We start from the raw sequence: 19,490 nt of genomic DNA, 5'->3' as shown, positions 1-19,490 counted from the left end.
TTACCTTAATATTATTAGATATTTAGAGTAATTATACAAGTGATTAGAAGCAAAATACTGTATGGCATTTTCGTTTTCATAATTTTACAATTACATTAGCGTAAAATAAATTGCAATGGCAGGAAATTCCTTCGGAAAATTATTCAAACTTACAACTTACGGTGAATCTCACGGTAAAGCAATTGGCGGCATTATAGATGGCTGTCCATCAGGTATAAAGCTCGATTTTGAAGCGATTCAAGAAGAGTTAAATCGTAGAAAACCAGGGCAATCTAAAATAGTTACACAACGTAAAGAACCAGATACGGTTGAATTTCATTCTGGTATTTTTGAAGGTGTGACTACAGGAACACCAATTGGGTTTGTAATTCATAACACCAATCAGAAATCTAAAGATTACTCGCATATAAAAGATGTGTATCGTCCGAGCCATGCAGATTACACCTATGATAAAAAATATGGGGTAAGAGATTATAGAGGTGGAGGACGCAGTTCTGCACGCGAAACAGCATCTCGCGTTGTTGCAGGAGCGATAGCGAAAAAAATGCTTAGCAACATTAAAATAAACGCATTTACTTCTTCTGTAGGTGAAATATTTATAGATAAACCTTATCAGGACTTAGATTTTAATAAAATTGAATCTAATGTCATTCGTTGCCCTGATGAAGCCACAGCAGAAAAAATGATTTCTAAAATTGAAGAGATCAAAAAACAAGGAGATACCATTGGAGGGACCATAACTTGTGTCATTCAAAATGTGCCCGTTGGCTTAGGTGAACCTGTTTTTGATAAATTGCATGCGGAATTAGGAAAAGCCATGTTATCTATTAATGCTGTAAAAGGTTTTGAGTACGGTAGTGGATTTTGTGGAGCCAAAATGAAAGGTAGCGAACACAACGATTTGTTTAATGTAAACGGCACTACAAAAACCAATTTATCTGGAGGTATACAAGGTGGAATTTCTAACGGCATGGATATTTATTTTAGGGTTGCTTTTAAACCTGTTGCCACAGTGATTCAAAAACAAGATGCTTTAAATAGTTCTGGTGAAATTGTAGAAATGCAAGGTAAAGGCAGACACGATCCTTGTGTAGTACCAAGAGCCGTGCCTATTGTAGAGGCTATGGCGGCCTTGGTTATTGCAGATAATGTACTCCTGAGAAGACAAGAGTCTCGAGATTGGTAAGAAGGTTTTGAAAACCTTTGCGATCTGGAATGAGTTCGAAATATAATTAAGTTTAATTAAAAAGATTCCTGCTTTCGCAGGGAGTAAAGATGAAAAAACTAGCACTACATTGGAAAATTATAATAGGAATGGTTCTGGGTATCATTTGGGCTTTACTATCAAGCACAATGGGCTGGAGTCAATTTACTATAGATTGGATAGATCCTTTCGGGACTATATTTATCAATTTATTAAAGCTAATTGCTGTTCCTCTAGTATTATTTTCTATTATAAGCGGTGTTGCTAATATTGGTGATCCAAAGAGTTTAGGTAGAATGGGCGGTAAGACCTTAGGGATTTACTTACTCACAACAATAATGGCAATTTCATTAGGTTTAGTATTAGTCAATGTCATTAAACCAGGAGAGCTTATTGATGAACAAAGCCGAATTGATAACCGTATCAGTTATGAAATTTGGGCAGCAAGTGAAGGTCATGTCATTAAAGATGGTATCAACTATCTTCAAGATCCAGAATTTTTTGAACGTGCACAGGAGATTTCAGAATTATCTAAGAGCGAATTAAAAGAAGCTGCCGTTACTGATAAAATGGAAACGGTTAAAAGCCGAAAAGAAACCACCCCTTTACAGCCACTAGTAGATATTGTTCCTAGTAATTTTTTCCATTCGCTATCTAATAATGGGCTGATGCTTCAAATTATATTTTTTGCTATTTTTTTTGGTGTTTGTTTATTGTTTGTACCAACTGATAAGTCACAACCCGTACTAAATTTAGTGAATGGTGTTAATGAAGTTTTTTTAAAAATGGTTGATATTGTTATGCAAGGAGCTCCGTTTTTTGTCTTTGCATTGTTAGCGGGAGTGGTGAGTAAAATGGCAGGTGATGATATTGGTAAAGTCGTGGAGATTTTTAAAGGATTGAGCTGGTACTCAATGACCGTTTTAGCTGGCTTGCTTCTAATGATATTTGTAATTTATCCTTTGATTTTGAAGCTTTTTGTAAAGCAAATACCTTATAAAGGCTTTTTTAAATCGATGAGTCCCGCGCAGACTTTGGCATTTTCAACATCGAGTAGTGCGGCTACACTTCCTGTAACGATGGAGTGTGTTGAAGAAAACTTAGGTGTAGATAAAAAAATAAGCAGTTTTGTACTTCCTATCGGAGCAACCGTTAATATGGATGGTACAAGTATGTATCAAGCTGTAGCGGTTATATTTTTAGCGCAAATGCATATGATAGATTTAACAATAGGACAACAAATAACTGTAGTATTAACTGCAACTTTGGCATCTATTGGTTCGGCAGCTGTACCAAGTGCTGGTTTAGTAATGTTGATTATAGTATTGAGTTCTGTAGGATTAAACCCGGCGTGGATTGCTATTATTTTTCCGGTAGATAGGATATTAGATATGTTTAGAACTGTAGTTAATGTTACAGGTGATGCAACGGTATGTTCGATTATTGCAGATGGTGAAAACATGTTAGATTATCAAGGTGAAAAAAATCCAACGGAGACTTTTGATTTAGATTCTTAAGTTTCAGTATATTGAAATATGATAAATTATTTTAACTTTATACAATTCAAATTAACAAAGAAATAATGAAATGCAATTTAACATGTCGTGTTCAATTCCATAGATTAAATGTATAATCAGTTGGAAATAAAAAAATTAAATTCAGATTTAGTTTCGGTTGAATGGCTTCATAAAAGCAGTGATGCCATTAATTTAATAGTGCTAGATGCCACAATTAACAAGGTGATTAGTCCTGATTCAACACGAATACCCAAGGCTAGGTTTTTTGATATTAAACAAAAATTTAGTGATGTATCAGCCCCTTTCCCAAGTACCTTACCTTCAAAAGAACAATTTCAAACAGAAGCGCAATTATTAGGAATCAATAATGATTCTGTAATTGTGGTTTATGATGATAAAGGCATTTATTCAAGTGCAAGAGTATGGTGGTTATTTAAAGTTTTTGGTTTTAAAAACGTCGCAGTTTTAGATGGCGGCTTACCACAATGGCAACAAGATGGTTTTCAAGTTGAAAATTATACAGATACAGTGTATGATTTGGGTGATTTTGTAGCAGAATTCCATGCCCGTTTAATGACCGACTTTAATGGCGTTAATGAATTCCGCAATGAGAAGGACACTTTAGTTGTTGATGCGCGTTCTGAAGATCGTTTTCTGTGTAAGGTAGACGAACCCAAAGAAGGGTTGCGACGTGGCAGCATTCCGAATTCGAAAAATTTACCATATACCGTACTATTTAATGGTTATAAAATGAAGTCAAAAGACGTACTTCAAACAATCTTTGATGATTTAGTAGAACATGAAACGCAAATGGTATTTAGTTGTGGCTCTGGTATTACAGCTTGTATTTTAGCATTAGGAGCAACACTATGTAATTATAATAATTTAATTGTCTATGATGGTTCATGGACAGAATATGGAAGCCTAACACCTTAATTCAATGAACACAATCGACTGGACACGAGATGAACTCGTAGCCTACATTCTGCTTTTTGCTGCAAATTCTGATTTTAAAGAAAAAACCGAGGAAAGAAACATGATTCTTTCTAAAGTAGATAAGCAAACATTTCAAGATATTCATGATGAGTTTAATCGTGATAACGATTACCAAGGCATCAAGAAAATTACGACGAGTTTAGAGCAGCATAGTTATACTAAAGACGATATAGATATTCTACTCGAAGACATAAAAGTCTTATTTCTAATTGATGACGATTTTGATATTACAGAACAGAATATGTATCGTTTTTTAGAGCGCCTATTTAAGCTGTAAAAAAAGCCTCAAAACGAAAATAGTAATTCTATCAAAATTAGTGACACTTATAGAAAGTTAGACAAGCTTTCTACAAGAATTAAACTCGTTCCTAACTAACAGAAGTTAGGGTTTAATTGAAACTATTTTGTTTTGAGGCTATGTTAAGTTATAAGTTAACGCGTTTACCTTTCGGAAATTTTACCGTGTAGGAAATTTTAACATTTTCTGTGGCACTAGATTTTAAATTTAGTGTCCATTTTAAAATTCCTTTGTCTTCATCGTAGTTAGAGTTTCCTGTTTCTATGTCATCGATTTTTATGGTTTTATCTTGACTTTTAGGAATGCGATCTAACAGTGTTAATTGAATATCAGAGGTTTTGTTGTTTTTAATTTCAATTTCAAAAGCTTTTTGAATCACTCTGTTGTTACCGATAAATGTAGTTTTCTTAAAATCATTTCGCTGTTTGCGTTTTACAATAATGTTTGGATCTACTCCAAGTGAAATTGTTAAACTATCTGTGGTTGCACTCGGATTAATATTGGTTTTACCTGAATAACTACCTTCAAAATAAACATTAGCTTCTGCAGGTAATAAATTGTACTGTTCCCAATTTCCGATTTTAGCCGTTAAAAATACGTTTTCATTTAAAACAGGCGGGAAAATAATTGTAAGTGGCAGGCACACTAAATTGATCGATTTCAATGACCGAAATATCTCCATCGGAAGGAATATTGTGTTTTTTATTAATCTCGAATCTTGTATTGGTGATACCTGATTCTACAGTAATTCCTAAATCGTTTACTTTTCTCTGCGAGCTGTTCTGAGTATGAATCACAATGACTCCGTTAGAACCGCGATTACCATAAATAGCAGTAGCATTTGAGTCTTTTAAAACCTCGATGGAGGCGACACTGTTTGGGTCTATTTTACTTGCTGCATTAGAATCAACAAGAACACCATCAACAATGTACAATAGGTTGTTTTTACTTTTAAGAGTACTAGCTCCTCTAATTGTTATACCTGACGCTTTTCCATAAAGATTACTTACAATTTCTTCAGATTTAATAGTTGTTACAGCTTTGGAAAATGACCTATTTGAACTAGTGCCATAACCAACCACAACAACTTCATCTAAAGTATTAATATCATCATCTAAAGTTACATTCATAATACTAGAATGAATAGGTAACTCTTCCGTTTTCATGCCGACATAAGAATAACGAAGTGCATTTCCAGATGTTGTTTTTAAAGCATACCGACCATCAAAATCGGTCTGTACACCATGAGTTGTTCCTTTTTCAATAACACTAACTCCAGGTAATGGTAGACCATCAGAAGATGATGTTACGACTCCAGACACATTTTTAACCAATGGATTGTATTTGTAATTATAAGTTCTGGTGGCACGTTGCGATTGGTAATTACTGTATGCACTGATGAAATTTAAATACTTGGGATTTACTATTGGTTTTTCGTTATTGGTGTTTGGATCACTTGTTGAGAGCACCAAATTAACATCTGTCCAATCACAACCAGAATTTTGAAACACATGTGCTTTGTATTCCAAAGTTATAGGACTATTGATTTTTTCGGCTTTTAAATCGTAAACAGGAAACCAACCCGCGTTTTTAATATTGTATTTAAGTTTCAAGTCTAAGGACGTAGCGATGTCGCTATTTAGCTTTAATTTAATCTCGCCTGTTTGTACTTTTTCATCGACATTGAGTTCTGCAAGTTGCTTGTTAATGTCTGCCTGCAGATCGGTATGTACTTCTATTGCTTTGTGAGATTTGTTTGTAGCAATTTTCAACTCTGTAATTCGAGTTCTGTAATAGGTCGCAAATGTTTTTAGTTTTTCTAAACTTACAACTTCAGTTTCATTTCCTAATTTTTTATTGCTCTGAATAAGACTTAATTCTTCATTATAACCAGCAATTAAATCATACTGATTCTGAATTTTATCATCTAATGTTTTTAATTCATTTTGTAATGCAGAAATAGAATCACTTTGCTTTTGCTTAGATAAATAGTTAATGCCATAATTAATGGATAGGATGGAAGCGTCTTTTAAACCTGAAATTTGAATACTACTTTCTTCAATATGTGGAGACAAACCGTTAAATGTAATTTCGGATTTTCCAGAGTTGATTTTTATTGAAGATTCACGGTTAATTTCGGCTCCATCTAAATAGACAGTAACCATTTTAATTTTACTAGGTTGCTGAAAGGCATTGGTTAATTGTGTTCCGAGTAGAAAAAGAAAAATAAGAAGTGTTTTTAAGGGTTTTGGTTGGGTTGTCATAATGTTAGAGTATTAATGTTTATCCAAAATTATGACACTACTAGCCATATTATAATTCAAAATGAGTAACCCATATGGTATAGGAAGTAAACGCGTCTTATCAATTAGTAAGAGAAGTATTACTAAAATGTCATTGGTGGATATAATTGACACTTTTAAGACCAAAATCAATTATATATAGTCTTATATCGAGTTTTTTATGTGTAAACTAGAGATTGTACATACATTTGCAGTAACAAAATAATGTGCTATTAATCAACCTATTATTACCCTCAATATCGAGTTGAGATAAGTTTTTGTTTACATTAGTTTTAAGTAAGTTGTTAATTTAAAAAAGCCTTTTCATTGGTTGTGAAAAGGCTTTTTTTATGCTATAAATTTAGATTTTAACTCCGGAGTTGGAATCATACAAGATTCTTTTTTTCCATACCATTTATAACGATTCTTAGCGATATAATTGTAAACCCAATTTCTAATAAAGGTAGGTACAATTAAGAATATAGACAATATACATGTTGGAAAACCTAAGTCTTTAGCCACCAATAATGCTGCTGTAGATTTATAAGTTAAACGATCCTTTTTAGGATTATACAGTAAAATAGAATCTGTGTTGACTGTATTTATATTGAATTTTTTAATGATTTCTTCTCCGACGTCACTTTGCAATGGTGCAAATACGAATTTATCTTTTTTATCCCGTTTAATAACATACAAAACACTAGAGTTGCACAGATTGCATACTCCATCAAAGAGAATTAATTGTTTGTTATTAGGAATGTCTATCATTTTTTTACGGCCTCAACGAGTTCCAATTGATCTAAACTAACATTAGTAGTAAACATGCCATAATTTACGATGGCTTTGTTTTTTTCAATGGTATCAATACTACCAACAGCTCTACCATCTTGCATGCGTACTCTGTCACCAATTCTTAAAATAGCCTTTGGCTTTTCTATTGGTTTGGCTTTCTTTTTAGCTTCTTTTTTCTTCTTACGGATGACTTCAACTTTCTTTTCTGCCTCTTGTTTTACTTGAGTTTCTTTATGTTTTTCCGCACGTTTTTGTTTCGCAGAAACTTTTTTTCGTTTAGAGTTTTCAATCTGAACTAGCCTAAACAATTCAGCCATCAACTCTCGTTTTTTCTGATCTTCAAAGTACTTTTCGGAAATGTCATTAACTTTCTGGCCTAAGTAAATTAAGCGTTGGTTAGAATCATACAATTCTTGAAAGCTCTCTAATTTCTTCTGAACTTTTGCGTTGACTTCTTCTAATTTATCAGCTTCAGAAATCTTCTTTTTTTCGTTTTCTTTAAGCGAACGTTCGGTGCGTTCTAATTTGCTTCGTTCTTTTTGAAGCTTTGCAATGGTCGCATCAAAACGTACTTTGCCACGTTCAATCTTTTTCTTTGATCTGTTTATTAAGCTAAAAGGAATTCCGTTTTTCTGTGCCACCTCAAACGTAAATGAACTTCCTGCTTGCCCTACAACCAACTTATACATTGGTTCTAAGGTTTTTTCATTAAAAAGCATATTAGCATTTTTAATGTGTGGTAATTCGTTGGCTAACAATTTTAAATTGGAATAATGTGTCGTTATAATTCCGAATGCTTCACGTTCATAAAAGACTTCTAAAAATGTTTCTGCTAAAGCTCCACCTAATTCTGGATCACTTCCTGTTCCAAATTCATCAATTAAGAAAAGCGTTTTATTATTACACTTCTTCAGAAAATAATTCATCTGTTTTAGGCGATAACTATAAGTACTCAGATGATTTTCTATAGATTGATTATCTCCAATATCACTAAGGATGCGATCAAATAAACACACATGACTACGCTCGTGCACAGGAATCAACATACCACTTTGCAGCATAACTTGAAGCAATCCCACTGTTTTTAAAGTGATACTTTTTCCACCTGCATTTGGACCAGAAATGACAATAATTCGACTGTCTTTTTCTAAACCAATAGATTGTGGAAACGTTTTCTCCCCTTTTTCTTTATTGTTTAAATAGAGTAGAGGGTGATAGGCATCTCGCAAATTCATACTACGCTCTTCAGAAAATTCAGGAAGAATCGCATTCATACTCTGTGCATATTTTGCTTTTGCCGAAATCATATCAAGACTGATCAGAAATTCTTGATAATCTCTAAGAAGTGGTAAAAACACACGAATAAAATCCGTTAGTTCTTTAAGGATTTTAATAACCTCCTCCTTCTCTTCATATTCTAAATTGTTGAGCTCTCTGGTGTGTTGTAATGTGGTTTCGGGTTCAATGTAAACAATACTTCCGGTTTTACTACCTCCCATTATTGCCCCTTTCACTTTTCTGCGATACATAGCTTTTACAGCAAGCACACGTTTATTATCTACAACAGATTCTCTTATGTCATCTAAATAATCAAGATTGTGATAGGTGTGTAATGCTGAAGAAAAACTACTATTAATTTTACCTTTGAGCAGATTAATAGATTTTCGTAAGTTGGAAAGTAGAGGTGAAGCATCGTCTTTTATATCACCAAAACGGTCTACAACAGCATCTACTTGCTCAATAATAGTCGTATTTACCTGAATATGTTGACCAAATTGTTGAAGTTTGGGATAATACTCTTTAAATTTTTCTAAAAACTTTAAAATCGAATTAACGGTCAACGACATGCTGACTATTTTCTGCAAGCCAGCCACTTCGAGGTAGGTGTTTTCTATCTTAAGTAATTTTAATTCTTTGGCAATGGTGTCGAATCCGTGGTTTGGTATTCTGTTGTCATTTTCAAAGGACGATAAATATTCATTAACGTAAACAAGTTCGGTCATCAACACGTCTTTATTCTCAAAAGGAAGGATGGCCAAAACCGCTTCTTTACCCAAAGCTGTAAGTGTATGTGCGCTAATTTGATTTAAAACCGTAAAGAACTCAAGGTCGTTTAAGGTTTTTTCATGAATGTTTATCATGTAGTATTGTACGTTTTTAGAATTGCAAATTTAGGACATTATGTAATACTATAAGTATGAAGATACCGCTAATACGATTAAGGTGACAATAATTAATACTATAAACAATGGCATTATAAATTTTAGCCATTTACTAAAGTTAATCTTAGCAACAGCAAGCGATGCTAAAATTAATCCTGTAGGATTTACAAGATAAAATAAACCTAAACCGTATTGGTATGTATTAACCACAACTTCACGACCTACACCAACAGTATCAGCCAAAGGAGCCATAATTGGCATAGTTAAAACGGCCATTCCTGAAGAACTCGGAATAAAAAATGATAATCCAGAATAAATGATGGTCATAACACTCGCAAAAACTCCTTTATTCATTCCGGTGGTAATATCGCTAGCGTAATACAATAACGTATCGCTTATTAAACCGTCTGTCATTAACACAGTAACACCTCTTGCGATTCCGATAATAAGTGCAACGCCTAAAAGATCACCAGCTCCTTTTACAAAGGTGTCTATAAAATCTGTTTCACTAATTTGAATAATGAATCCAATAATTATAGCGCTAATTAAGAATACAGTCGTCATTTCTACAAACCACCAATCTAAAATTGAAACACCGATAATCATCAGAATGAAACTACTCGTAAAAACAAACAAAGCCAATTTTAATCTCCAATTAAAATTAACATGAGATACATCTTTTAAAGTAAACAATTGTGCAATTTGCTCTCTTTGGTCGTAAATAAGCGATTTACTTGGGTCGTTTTTAACACGCTTAGCGTACCGCATTATATAAGCAATGGTAATCGTTAAACATAAAAAGAGCATGAAGATACGACCGTATAAACCGGTTGTCCAGTTAATACCAGCGGCATCACTAGCAATAATTGTAGAAAAAGGATTGATAGTAGAGCACATGGTGCCAATTGCAGAACCTAAAAAAATACTAGCAACACCAACAAGAGCATCATATTTTGCCGCTAAAAAAACGGGAATTAAAATAGGGAAGAAGGCAATAGTTTCTTCTGCAAAACCAAATGTTGTTCCTCCTATGGCAACCAAAGAAGTTACCAGTATAATTAGTAAGGGTTCTCTTCCTTTTAAAACAATAGCTAGTTGTGCAATAGCGGCGTCAAAAGCGCCTGATTTGTTTAAAACACCTATTAAACCACCAATAATTAATACAAGGAAAATAATATCTGCTGCTTCAATGATACCTTTAATTGGAGAGGTTACAAAATCAAAAAAACTTTGTGGTTTAGGCTCTAGTTTATTGTAAGTCCCAGGAATATTAATAGGTTTATAAATGTCTCCGTTAGTAAACTTTTCTATAGGAATTTTAATATTCAAATCATCTAAAGACACCTGGGTTGCTGTTAAGCTTATTTCCTTATCTAGACTTAAACGTGTAAATTTGTTTGTTGACTCATTATAACTTAAAGTATCATATTTTCCCGCAGGAACAAACCACGTTAAAAGTGTTACTAATCCTGCAATTATAAATAATATGGTCTGTGCAGAAGGGAATTTTAGATTTTTCATTCTGAGTTATTTAGTAGTGAATTTAGATCTTAATAGGATATAATCTGTTTTAATATATGAATGTAAATATAGACCAAAGCTGGAAAACTCATCTTAATCCAGAATTTGAAAAACCTTATTTTAAAGATTTAATGGCCTTTATAGAGCACGAATATAAGACGCATACTTGTTTTCCTAAAGCATCTGATGTTTTTAATGCTTTTAACCATTGTACTTTTAATGATGTTAAGGTTGTAATTATTGGTCAAGATCCATATCATGATGTTGGTCAAGCAAATGGCTTGTCTTTTTCTGTTAATGACGGTATAAAACATCCGCCTTCATTAGTAAATATATTTAAAGAACTAGAACAAGATCTTGGGATTTCGTATCCTACAAGTGGTAATTTAATGTCTTGGGCAGATCAAGGAGTCCTACTTTTAAATGCAACGTTAACGGTTAGAGCACATGAAGCAGGAAGTCATCAAAAGAAAGGTTGGGAGCAATTTACAGATGCAGTAATAAAAACAATTAGTGCAGAGAAAACAAATGTTGTCTTTCTGCTTTGGGGAGGATTTGCTAAAAAGAAAAAGAAACTAATCGACACGTCTAAACATATTGTTTTAGAAAGTGGACATCCATCTCCGTTAAGCGCTAATAGAGGCTATTGGTTTGGGAATAAACATTTCAGTAAAACTAACTACCAGTTGGAGCAAGTTGGCGCGTCTGTAATTGATTGGAAACTAAAGTAGGCGATTTCTCAGTTTTAATAGGGTGGGGTAACCTATTGTCTACTTTTTTAGAAGTTTTGTTGCAACTAAAGATTAATAATAAAAAGTTAATAGCAACTAAGAAGGATAAAATTAGTATAATGTTTACGATCATATTTATCTATTTGGGTTATCAACAATATGGATGTAGAGGAAAACAAATGTAATTAAATTTTTGAAATATTGAAAATTATAGACCAAAACACTTTAACTTTTAATAATTATCTATCTAAATATTATGCTTTTAAAACGTCTTAAATGTTAAAAATTCAGATTTTATTCTTAAGCTTAATACTTAAGAGTAACGTTAAATTTCATGTATCAATTTAGAATAATCTACTTTCTCTGAAATAATTTTTAAATCATAAAGTTGCTCTTGTACATTATCTAGAGTCTCTTTGTCCATAACGGTTTGTGACCATTCTGTTAGTGATAACCATTCTTGAACATCTTCTAATTCTTGTCCGTAACGATTAGCAATGGTTTTGTCTATACTTGGTATAGATTTAAACTCGGAAGTTGTTCCGTTAATGATATTTAAAATCATTTTTAAATCTTCCGGATTATTGTCAATAAATTCTTGTCTAACGGCAATTACAAAGCATGGCCATGGTGATGGACAATTGTCAATACGCCTAAAGACTCCTTCATCTACAATTGGTTTAGTGGTAAATTTTTCCCACATAAAATAATCAGCTTGGCCTTCTGTTAAACCTTTTATGGCACCATCTAGGTTTTTAATGACTTCAAAATTTAAGTCATCTTCTATATCCCAATTATTATTTTTGGCGTTTATATAGGCCATAAGGTGTGATCCTGACCCATATCTGCTTATGGCAGCTCTACTTCCTTTTATATCATCAATAGTTTTGAATTGCGAATCTGCAGCAACATGAATTCCCCAAATTAGAGGAGTTTCAACAAAAGTTTGAACAATTTTAGAAGGATTTCCTTCTATAATATCTTTAACAATTCCTTCGGTTAATATAACAGCCATATCAATTTCTCCAGAACGTAATGCTTTTGTCATAGCGCCAGTGCCACCATAATAATCATGCCATCTTAAATTGATATTTTGGTCCTTGTACTCACCATCTTTAAGTGTTAAATACCATGCTAAATTAAAGTGTTCTGGTACTCCACCAATGTTTACTTTTTTCATTTTTATACTGAGTCCCTTAAAAAGAAAGGGGTTAATTAAATATTTACAATTCGCTCTAAGGCATACATAATTAATCTATCTACAACTTTTTTAGGGTCTTTACTAAAATCACCATTGGCTCTATTTGCAATAATAGCATTTAGCGATAGTGCCTCATGTCCTAATAATTTGGAAAGTCCATAAATAACAGAGGTTTCCATTTCAAAATTTGTGATTCTAAAATCCTTATAACTAAAGTTATCTAATTTAGTATTAAGGTTAGCGTCTTGTAACGGTAAACGTAATACACGGCCTTGAGGTCCATAAAAGCCACCAGCTGTACCTGTCATGCCCTTGTGGATCTGATCACCTTCAAAATACTTTTCTAAAAACTTACTATTATCAATTACAATTGGTCGCGCTTTATTTGAGTCCCAATTGGTATGTTTAATAAATTCATCTTCTACTTCAGGATTACTGATACCTTCAATTTGATAGAAATGTAGCATACCGTTAATGTCTAAGGCATGTGTACTGATCAAAAAAGCATCCACCGGAATATCATTCTGTAAAGATCCCGAAGTCCCGATTCTAATGATATTTAGGCTTGTTAGTTCTTCTTTTACCTCTCTAGTTTCTAAATTTATATTAACTAAAGCATCTAGTTCATTTAAAACAATATCAATATTATCCGGACCAATTCCTGTTGAGATAACCGTTAATCTTTTATCTTGATAATATCCTGTTTGTGTTTTAAATTCTCGCTTTTGAGTGCTGAACTCAATACTGTCAAAATGTGCTGTGATTTTTTCTACACGATCTTGGTCGCCTACAAATATGATTGTATCTGAAATATTTTCGGGTTTTAAATTTAAATGGTAAACACTACCATCTGGATTTAAAATAAGTTCTGAGTCTTTAATTGCCATTAAATATGGTTTTTATAAGTTTATTTTGCTTTATGTTAAATTGAAAACCTAACCGATTCACACCTCCGTAAACCATATTGTTATTTATTTCTTTAGCAAAGTTATTTTGTCCTAAAAGCGCTTTATGTCCTTTTCTATTGAGTGTGATTCCTTCTTCATCTTCGGTAAAAAATAAATCTAATTTATCGATGATACGTGCTAATTGTATGTCGCCAAACCCATAATAACCTTGATAATTAAGACTGTAGCCTAAAAGATGATTTTTAGATTTTATAAAATTATCCTTTACAATAGTTAGAATATTTGCTTCTATAACGCTAAGCCCGCTTTTTTGATAAGGAAAACGCTCTAAATGTGCTTTTAAGCAATTACTCATATATTTAAAACTAGAGTTTTTAACAATATAAGGTTTTAGAATATTATGGTCTTTACCACAGTAGGTTCTCCACAAGGCGATGGCGATATCAATATCTTCTTTGGTTAACAGTATCCTTTCTTTATAATGTGATTTTAGTTGCTTAGGATTAAGTTCGTTTAAAGCTTTTAAACGTTTCTCTCCTTCAACACGTCCACTACATATTAAATAAAGCGGTTTATTCACATTCTTTTGATGCAACAGATTAATAACCCCTAATAAATTGATATGACAAAATAAATCATACTCAAACCAAAGGTTAATTTCGGTGTACTTATCAGTGTCATCTAATTTAGATAATTCTGTAAGAATTTCTCTAGTATTAACTTCAATTTCGTAAAATTCTTTTAGAAAATCAACTCGAAGTTTTAAAAAAGCTCTCGAGTTTATAGCAGGAATAGTTGGCCCCTCGCAAAGCATCTCTTGCCAGGTTAAGATATCTTCTTTAAAATCTAAGTCTCTTAAATAATCCGTGAGGTTATTACCATTGGTAATATGTAAACAATTTTTACTCATAAGTATTAACCTCCTACACGTTTAACATTAAAGCCTTTATCTTTTAAAATAGACATTATTTTATCGCGATAATCTCCTTGAATAATTATTTTATCATCCTTAAAACTACCACCAACACTAAGTTTTGTTTTTAGCTCTTTTGCTAATTTTTTAAAATCTTCAGTGGCTCCTGTATAGCCTTCAAGAATGGTGATAGGCTTCCCTTTTCGCTTTTCATATTTGCAAATTATGGGGTCATCTTGAAGCCATAAATTTTCCTTCGCCGAATCAGAATCATCCGTATGTTCTGGTTCATGATCTGGAAAGAGATTTTTTAATTGGTCTTGTAAATCCATTTGTTCAGTCTTAAGTTCTCAGTATTCAGTATTCAGTTCTCAGTAGTTACTTGTAAACTGAAACTGCATACTGCCAACTACTTTTTAATAAGGCCTAGCTCAATTAAACGTTCGTTTAAAAATTCGCCAGCCGTAATATTCTCAAATTGTTTTGGATTATCTTCATCGATACAGCTCTCTAAAACATCTAATTTCATTTCGCTTACAGGATGCATAAAAAATGGCATAGAGTAGCGCGATGTTCCCCAAAGTTCTCTTGGTGGGTTTATAACACGGTGAATTGTAGATTTTAATTTATTATTAGAATGACGCGATAACATATCACCAACATTTATCATTAATTCGTCTGGTTCTGCAATAGCATCAATCCATTCACCATCGTTACGCTGCACTTGTAAGCCTCTACCTTGCGCTCCCATTAACAACGTAATAAGATTAATATCTCCATGAGCAGCAGCTCTTACTGCATTTTCAGGCTCCTGTGTAATTGGTGGATAATGAATTGGTCTTAATATAGAATTTCCATTGTGTATGTAATTGTCAAAATACGTTTCTTCTAAATTTAGATAAAGTGCTAGAGCACGCAACACATACTTTGCTGTTTTTTCGAGCATTTGGTAGGTTTGCTTGCCAACTTTATTAAAATCTTCTAATTCTTTTACTTCAACGTTTTCAGGGTATTCTTTTCTGCGTTCCTCATCATCTTCAACATATTGTCCAAAATGCCAGAACTCTTTTAAATCTCCTTCCTTTTTACCTTTAGCACTTTCTTTACCAAAAGACACATAGCCACGTTGACCTCCAATACCTGGAATCTCATAACTCTCTTTGACATCTATAGGCAAATCGAAAAAATTCTTGACTTCACCATATAAGTTATCTACTAAGGTGTCATCTAAAAAATGCCCTTTTAAAGCTACGAAACCTATGTCTTCATAAGCTTTTCCTATATCATTTATAAATTTTTGTTTTCGTTTAGGATCTTCAGAAATGAAATCTTTTAAATCTACACTAGGTATTCTATCCATGGGATTTATGTTTAAATTTTTGTCAATATACAAATGTAACGATAATAGTGCTAAAAATTGAGTCTGAATTATTGACAATTTGAAGTGTTTAATGGTTTATTGAAGCAATTTTATTTACATTTGAAACATAAGAGAAATAACATTTTATGCCAACAATTACAAAAAGTAACATAGCCTACGACAAACGAAGTTTAAATAACCAAACGTTATTAAAACTCTACTATAACATGCTAAAACCACGACTAATAGAAGAGAAAATGCTCATTCTTTTACGTCAAGGTAAAATATCGAAGTGGTTTTCGGGAATAGGCCAAGAGGCGATCTCCGTTGGTGTAACAATGGCTTTAAAATCAAGTGAATATATTCTACCGATGCACAGAAATCTTGGTGTTTTTACATCGCGAGAAATTCCGTTGCATCGTTTATTTTGCCAATGGCAAGGAAAAGCAAGTGGATTTACAAAAGGTAGAGATCGTTCATTTCATTTTGGGACTCAAGAGTTTAATATTGTAGGTATGATATCTCACTTAGGACCTCAATTAGGAGTTGCAGACGGCATTGCCTTGGGGAACCTTTTAAAGAAAAACGGCAATTTAACAGCTGTTTTTACAGGCGAAGGAGGTACTAGCGAAGGTGATTTTCACGAGGCACTAAACGTTGCTTCTGTTTGGAGTTTACCGGTTATTTTTTGTATTGAAAATAATGGCTACGGACTTTCTACACCAACCAACGAGCAATATAATTGCAAGCATTTAGCAGATAGAGGTAAAGGTTATGGTATTGAATCCTTTATTTTAGATGGTAATAATGTTATTGAAACCTATACAAAGGTTCAAAAATTAGCCGAAAGCATTAGAAAGAGACCGCGTCCGATTTTAATAGAGTTCAAAACCTTTCGACGTCGTGGACATGAAGAAGCTAGTGGTACTAAATATGTACCAAAAGAATTAATGGACGAGTGGGAAGCTAAAGATCCTATAGAGAATTATAGAAGTTTTTTATTTAGCAAAAAGATTCTCACGCAACAAATGGATGAAGCTTATATAGAAGACATTAAGTCTGAAATAGATCAGGCTTTAGAGTCCGCTTATGCTGAACCAAATATAATTCCGAGTAAAACAACAGAATTAAATGATGTATATAAACCATTTGACTATAAGGAATATACGCCAAGTAAAGAAACTACAGAATTACGTTTTATAGATGCCATTTCAGATAGTTTAAAACAATCCATGCGAAAGCACAAAGATCTTGTTATTATGGGACAAGATATTGCAGAATATGGTGGTGTTTTTAAAATTACGGAAGGTTTTGTAGAAGAGTTTGGAAAAGAACGTGTTAGAAATACTCCTATTTGCGAATCGGCAATAGTTGAAACTGCGATGGGATTATCGATCTCAGGAATTAAATCGGTTGTAGAAATGCAATTTGCAGATTTTGTGACTTCTGGATTTAATCCGGTAGTGAATTATTTAGCAAAATCATATTACAGATGGCAGCAAGAAGCTGACGTTGTTGTGAGAATGCCTTGTGGTGCAGGTGTGGCTGCAGGTCCATTTCACTCGCAAACCAATGAAGCTTGGTTTACTAAAACACCAGGCTTAAAAGTTGTTTATCCGGCGTTTCCATATGATGCTAAAGGCTTATTAGCTACAGCAATTAACGATCCTAACCCTGTGTTATTCTTTGAGCACAAGGCTTTATACAGAAGTATCCGTCAAGAGGTTCCTTCAGATTATTTTACAATTCCATTTGGAAAAGCGGCCTTTTTAAAAGAAGGTGAAGCGGTTACGATTATCACCTATGGGGCCGGAGTACATTGGGCTTTAGAAACTCTAGATAAAAATGCTGATATTTCGGCCGATTTAATTGACTTAAGAACCTTACAGCCTTTAGATAAAGAGGCTATTATAAATTCTGTTAAAAAGACTGGACGCGCGATAATTTTACAAGAAGATTCTTTGTTTGGAGGTATTGCTAGTGACCTTTCTGCACTATTAATGGAGGAGTGCTTTGAACATTTAGATGCCCCTGTAAAACGCGTCGCAAGTATGGAAACTCCGATTCCTTTTATTGGTCAGTTAGAAGATCAATATTTGGCTAAAGGCAAGTTTGAGAATGCTTTATTAGAGTTATTAAACTATTAAGGTTTGCTTTTTGATTATATAAAATTTATACAAAACACAAGAGCCAGCAAATTGCTGGCTCTTGTGTTTTTTAGTTTAATCCACTTTAAGATTGCATGTTCTTAGCCACAGCCTCAACGTCATCTAAAACACGTAATAAATTCCCACTCCAGAGTTGCTCTATTTGTGCTTCTGTGTAACCGCGTTTTACTAATTCTAATGTAACATTAAACGTTTCAGAAGCATCAAACCAACCTTCAATTCCACCACCACCATCAAAATCACTACTAATTCCTACGTGATCAATGCCAATTTTTTCGACTAAATAATCGATATGGTTTACAAAATCATCAACATTTACAGCTTCCGGAAAACCTTCTATTTGGTTCACTTTTTCATTGGTAATGTCCATAACCTTTTTCCTGTTTTCTATAAATTCCATTTGAGTTTGCTCATCTAACTTTTTAAACTCACCCCAGTTGTACCAAGTAATACCTAAAGAATCACTAACGCTTTTTCGGATATCTTCCATAGCTGCATTGCGAGTATCATGTTTTTCAGTATTCAAATAAGACGTAAAAGCAACTGTTTGTACAACGCCGCCGTTTTCTTTTAGCCAGCTTAATTGTTCATCATCTAAATTTCTACTGTGATTACATAACGCTCTTGCCGAAGAATGAGAAGCAATAATTGGAGCTTTACTTAATTCAATCATTTGTTTCATGGATTCTTTTGATGGATGCGAAACGTCAATCATCATTCCTACACGATTCATTTCTGTAATGACTTCCTTACCTAAATCACTTAAGCCATTATGTAACCAAACATCATCACTTTCTCCTGTATTACTGTCACATAGCTGGCTATGTCCATTGTGCGATAATGACATATAACGTGCACCAAGATTATAGAATTTTTCAACATTACTAATATCTAAACCGATAGGATAACCGTTTTCTATTCCGATCATGGCTACTTTTTTACCTTTGGCATTAATACGTCTTACATCGTCAGAAGTTACAGCTAACTCTATATCGTTAGGAGCAATTTCTTCAACTAATTTATGAATGGCTTTAAACTTAGACATCGCATTATCATAAGCCTTTTTATAGCCTACGTCATTTAATGAATCCTGACCTGTATAAACAATGAACCACGCCACATCTAATCCTCCTGATTTCATTTTTGGAAGCGTAATTTGTGTATCTAAATCTTGAGTATAATTAAGTGTGTCTGTAAAGTTTTTTACATTAATATCACAATGTGTATCTAAAGTAATGACACGTTTATGTATTTCTTTAGCTTTTGCTATGAGTTCGTCTTCTTTAGGCGTTTCTGATTTGCAACTTACTGTAAGCGTAAGAATTAATCCAAAATAGAGTATTGATTTTTTATACATGGTTGATTTTGTTTTTTTAAAAATAACTAGAAATTAGTCTTAAAACAAAAAGACTATCATTAAAAAATCATTAAAAACCT

General features: G+C 33.2%; 17 protein-coding genes. 6 read left to right on the top strand and 11 right to left on the bottom strand.

Going from position 1 to position 19,490, the window contains the following annotated elements; translation table 11 throughout:
* The first annotated feature begins 115 nt into the window (after nt 1-115).
* The 4 genes from aroC to DFQ09_RS07075 all read left to right on the top strand — a co-directional run bounded on the left by aroC (nt 116) and on the right by DFQ09_RS07075 (nt 3,994).
* The gene (aroC, locus tag DFQ09_RS07090) at nt 116-1,186 is read left to right on the top strand and encodes a chorismate synthase (protein ID WP_115808946.1); all 1,071 of its coding nucleotides are present in this window, start codon (nt 116-118) and stop codon (nt 1,184-1,186) included.
* Nucleotides 1,187-1,275: 89 nt separating this feature from the next.
* Complete coding sequence (locus DFQ09_RS07085) at nt 1,276-2,721, top strand: dicarboxylate/amino acid:cation symporter (protein WP_115808945.1); 1,446 nt, start codon at nt 1,276-1,278, stop codon at nt 2,719-2,721.
* A 120-nt stretch (nt 2,722-2,841) separates the two neighbouring features.
* Nucleotides 2,842-3,657, top strand: coding sequence for a sulfurtransferase (locus tag DFQ09_RS07080; protein ID WP_245940321.1), 816 nt, complete (start codon nt 2,842-2,844; stop codon nt 3,655-3,657).
* A gap of 4 nt (nt 3,658-3,661) precedes the next feature.
* Nucleotides 3,662-3,994, top strand: a complete 333-nt coding sequence (locus DFQ09_RS07075; protein WP_115808943.1) for a hypothetical protein — start codon at nt 3,662-3,664, stop codon at nt 3,992-3,994.
* A 148-nt stretch (nt 3,995-4,142) separates the two neighbouring features.
* On the opposite strand, the gene DFQ09_RS07070 is transcribed toward DFQ09_RS07075, so the two are convergent.
* From DFQ09_RS07070 to DFQ09_RS07050, 5 genes are all read right to left on the bottom strand, one after another.
* The gene (locus DFQ09_RS07070; RefSeq protein ID WP_181897154.1) at nt 4,143-4,661 is read right to left on the bottom strand and encodes a DUF4139 domain-containing protein; all 519 of its coding nucleotides are present in this window, start codon (nt 4,659-4,661) and stop codon (nt 4,143-4,145) included.
* Nucleotides 4,618-6,279, bottom strand: coding sequence for a mucoidy inhibitor MuiA family protein (locus tag DFQ09_RS07065; protein WP_115808941.1), 1,662 nt, complete (start codon nt 6,277-6,279; stop codon nt 4,618-4,620). The genes DFQ09_RS07070 and DFQ09_RS07065 overlap by 44 nt, the downstream gene beginning before the upstream one ends.
* 366 nt (nt 6,280-6,645) lie before the next feature.
* A complete protein-coding gene (locus DFQ09_RS07060; protein ID WP_115808940.1) occupies nt 6,646-7,065 on the bottom strand; it encodes a thiol-disulfide oxidoreductase DCC family protein in 420 nt (139 codons plus the stop codon).
* Complete coding sequence (locus tag DFQ09_RS07055) at nt 7,062-9,230, bottom strand: endonuclease MutS2 (protein WP_115808939.1); 2,169 nt, start codon at nt 9,228-9,230, stop codon at nt 7,062-7,064. Before DFQ09_RS07055 ends, DFQ09_RS07060 begins: the two co-directional genes overlap by 4 nt.
* A 48-nt stretch (nt 9,231-9,278) precedes the next feature.
* Nucleotides 9,279-10,772, bottom strand: a complete 1,494-nt coding sequence (locus tag DFQ09_RS07050) for a YfcC family protein (RefSeq protein ID WP_115808938.1) — start codon at nt 10,770-10,772, stop codon at nt 9,279-9,281.
* Nucleotides 10,773-10,828: 56 nt separating this feature from the next.
* On the opposite strand from DFQ09_RS07050, the gene DFQ09_RS07045 reads away from it, so the two are divergent.
* Nucleotides 10,829-11,503, top strand: a complete 675-nt coding sequence (locus DFQ09_RS07045; protein WP_115808937.1) for a uracil-DNA glycosylase — start codon at nt 10,829-10,831, stop codon at nt 11,501-11,503.
* Between the two features lie 325 nt (nt 11,504-11,828).
* On the opposite strand, the gene DFQ09_RS07035 is transcribed toward DFQ09_RS07045, so the two are convergent.
* The 5 genes from DFQ09_RS07035 to DFQ09_RS07015 form a co-directional block, all read right to left on the bottom strand.
* Entirely contained in the window at nt 11,829-12,683 is an 855-nt protein-coding gene (locus tag DFQ09_RS07035) for a substrate-binding domain-containing protein (protein WP_115808935.1), read from the bottom strand.
* Between the two features lie 35 nt (nt 12,684-12,718).
* Nucleotides 12,719-13,591 (bottom strand): nucleoside phosphorylase, encoded by an 873-nt coding sequence (locus DFQ09_RS07030; protein ID WP_115808934.1) that lies wholly within the window; start codon nt 13,589-13,591, stop codon nt 12,719-12,721.
* Nucleotides 13,581-14,522 (bottom strand): DUF1835 domain-containing protein, encoded by a 942-nt coding sequence (locus DFQ09_RS07025; RefSeq protein WP_115808933.1) that lies wholly within the window; start codon nt 14,520-14,522, stop codon nt 13,581-13,583. The genes DFQ09_RS07030 and DFQ09_RS07025 overlap by 11 nt, the downstream gene beginning before the upstream one ends.
* A 5-nt stretch (nt 14,523-14,527) precedes the next feature.
* Nucleotides 14,528-14,857 (bottom strand): translation initiation factor, encoded by a 330-nt coding sequence (locus tag DFQ09_RS07020; RefSeq protein WP_115808932.1) that lies wholly within the window; start codon nt 14,855-14,857, stop codon nt 14,528-14,530.
* A gap of 77 nt (nt 14,858-14,934) precedes the next feature.
* Complete coding sequence (locus DFQ09_RS07015) at nt 14,935-15,885, bottom strand: isopenicillin N synthase family dioxygenase (RefSeq protein ID WP_115808931.1); 951 nt, start codon at nt 15,883-15,885, stop codon at nt 14,935-14,937.
* 146 nt (nt 15,886-16,031) lie between these two features.
* Here DFQ09_RS07015 and DFQ09_RS07010 point away from each other — a divergent pair, with 146 nt between their 5' ends.
* On the top strand, nt 16,032-18,032 hold the full coding sequence (locus DFQ09_RS07010) for an alpha-ketoacid dehydrogenase subunit alpha/beta (RefSeq protein ID WP_115808930.1): 2,001 nt from the start codon (nt 16,032-16,034) through the stop codon (nt 18,030-18,032).
* A gap of 85 nt (nt 18,033-18,117) precedes the next feature.
* Here DFQ09_RS07010 and DFQ09_RS07005 read toward each other — a convergent pair whose 3' ends face one another.
* Nucleotides 18,118-19,410, bottom strand: coding sequence for a dipeptidase (locus tag DFQ09_RS07005; protein WP_115808929.1), 1,293 nt, complete (start codon nt 19,408-19,410; stop codon nt 18,118-18,120).
* Nucleotides 19,411-19,490 lie beyond the last annotated feature (80 nt).

Source organism: Winogradskyella pacifica, from assembly GCF_003386275.1.
Lineage (GTDB): Bacteria > Bacteroidota > Bacteroidia > Flavobacteriales > Flavobacteriaceae > Winogradskyella > Winogradskyella pacifica.
This window is presented reverse-complemented; position numbering and strand designations above follow the sequence as displayed.

Bases quoted from the DNA above. Each gene is read 5' to 3' on its own strand.
- aroC (WP_115808946.1), top strand. From the start codon at position 116: ATGGCAGGAAATTCCTTCGGAAAATTATTCAAACTTACAACTTACGGT.
- DFQ09_RS07085 (WP_115808945.1), top strand. From the start codon at position 1,276: ATGAAAAAACTAGCACTACATTGGAAAATTATAATAGGAATGGTTCTG.
- DFQ09_RS07075 (WP_115808943.1), top strand. From the start codon at position 3,662: ATGAACACAATCGACTGGACACGAGATGAACTCGTAGCCTACATTCTG.
- DFQ09_RS07065 (WP_115808941.1), bottom strand. From the start codon at position 6,279: ATGACAACCCAACCAAAACCCTTAAAAACACTTCTTATTTTTCTTTTT.
- DFQ09_RS07060 (WP_115808940.1), bottom strand. From the start codon at position 7,065: ATGATAGACATTCCTAATAACAAACAATTAATTCTCTTTGATGGAGTA.
- DFQ09_RS07055 (WP_115808939.1), bottom strand. From the start codon at position 9,230: ATGATAAACATTCATGAAAAAACCTTAAACGACCTTGAGTTCTTTACG.
- DFQ09_RS07050 (WP_115808938.1), bottom strand. From the start codon at position 10,772: ATGAAAAATCTAAAATTCCCTTCTGCACAGACCATATTATTTATAATT.
- DFQ09_RS07045 (WP_115808937.1), top strand. From the start codon at position 10,829: ATGAATGTAAATATAGACCAAAGCTGGAAAACTCATCTTAATCCAGAA.
- DFQ09_RS07035 (WP_115808935.1), bottom strand. From the start codon at position 12,683: ATGAAAAAAGTAAACATTGGTGGAGTACCAGAACACTTTAATTTAGCA.
- DFQ09_RS07030 (WP_115808934.1), bottom strand. From the start codon at position 13,591: ATGGCAATTAAAGACTCAGAACTTATTTTAAATCCAGATGGTAGTGTT.
- DFQ09_RS07025 (WP_115808933.1), bottom strand. From the start codon at position 14,522: ATGAGTAAAAATTGTTTACATATTACCAATGGTAATAACCTCACGGAT.
- DFQ09_RS07020 (WP_115808932.1), bottom strand. From the start codon at position 14,857: ATGGATTTACAAGACCAATTAAAAAATCTCTTTCCAGATCATGAACCA.
- DFQ09_RS07015 (WP_115808931.1), bottom strand. From the start codon at position 15,885: ATGGATAGAATACCTAGTGTAGATTTAAAAGATTTCATTTCTGAAGAT.
- DFQ09_RS07010 (WP_115808930.1), top strand. From the start codon at position 16,032: ATGCCAACAATTACAAAAAGTAACATAGCCTACGACAAACGAAGTTTA.
- DFQ09_RS07005 (WP_115808929.1), bottom strand. From the start codon at position 19,410: ATGTATAAAAAATCAATACTCTATTTTGGATTAATTCTTACGCTTACA.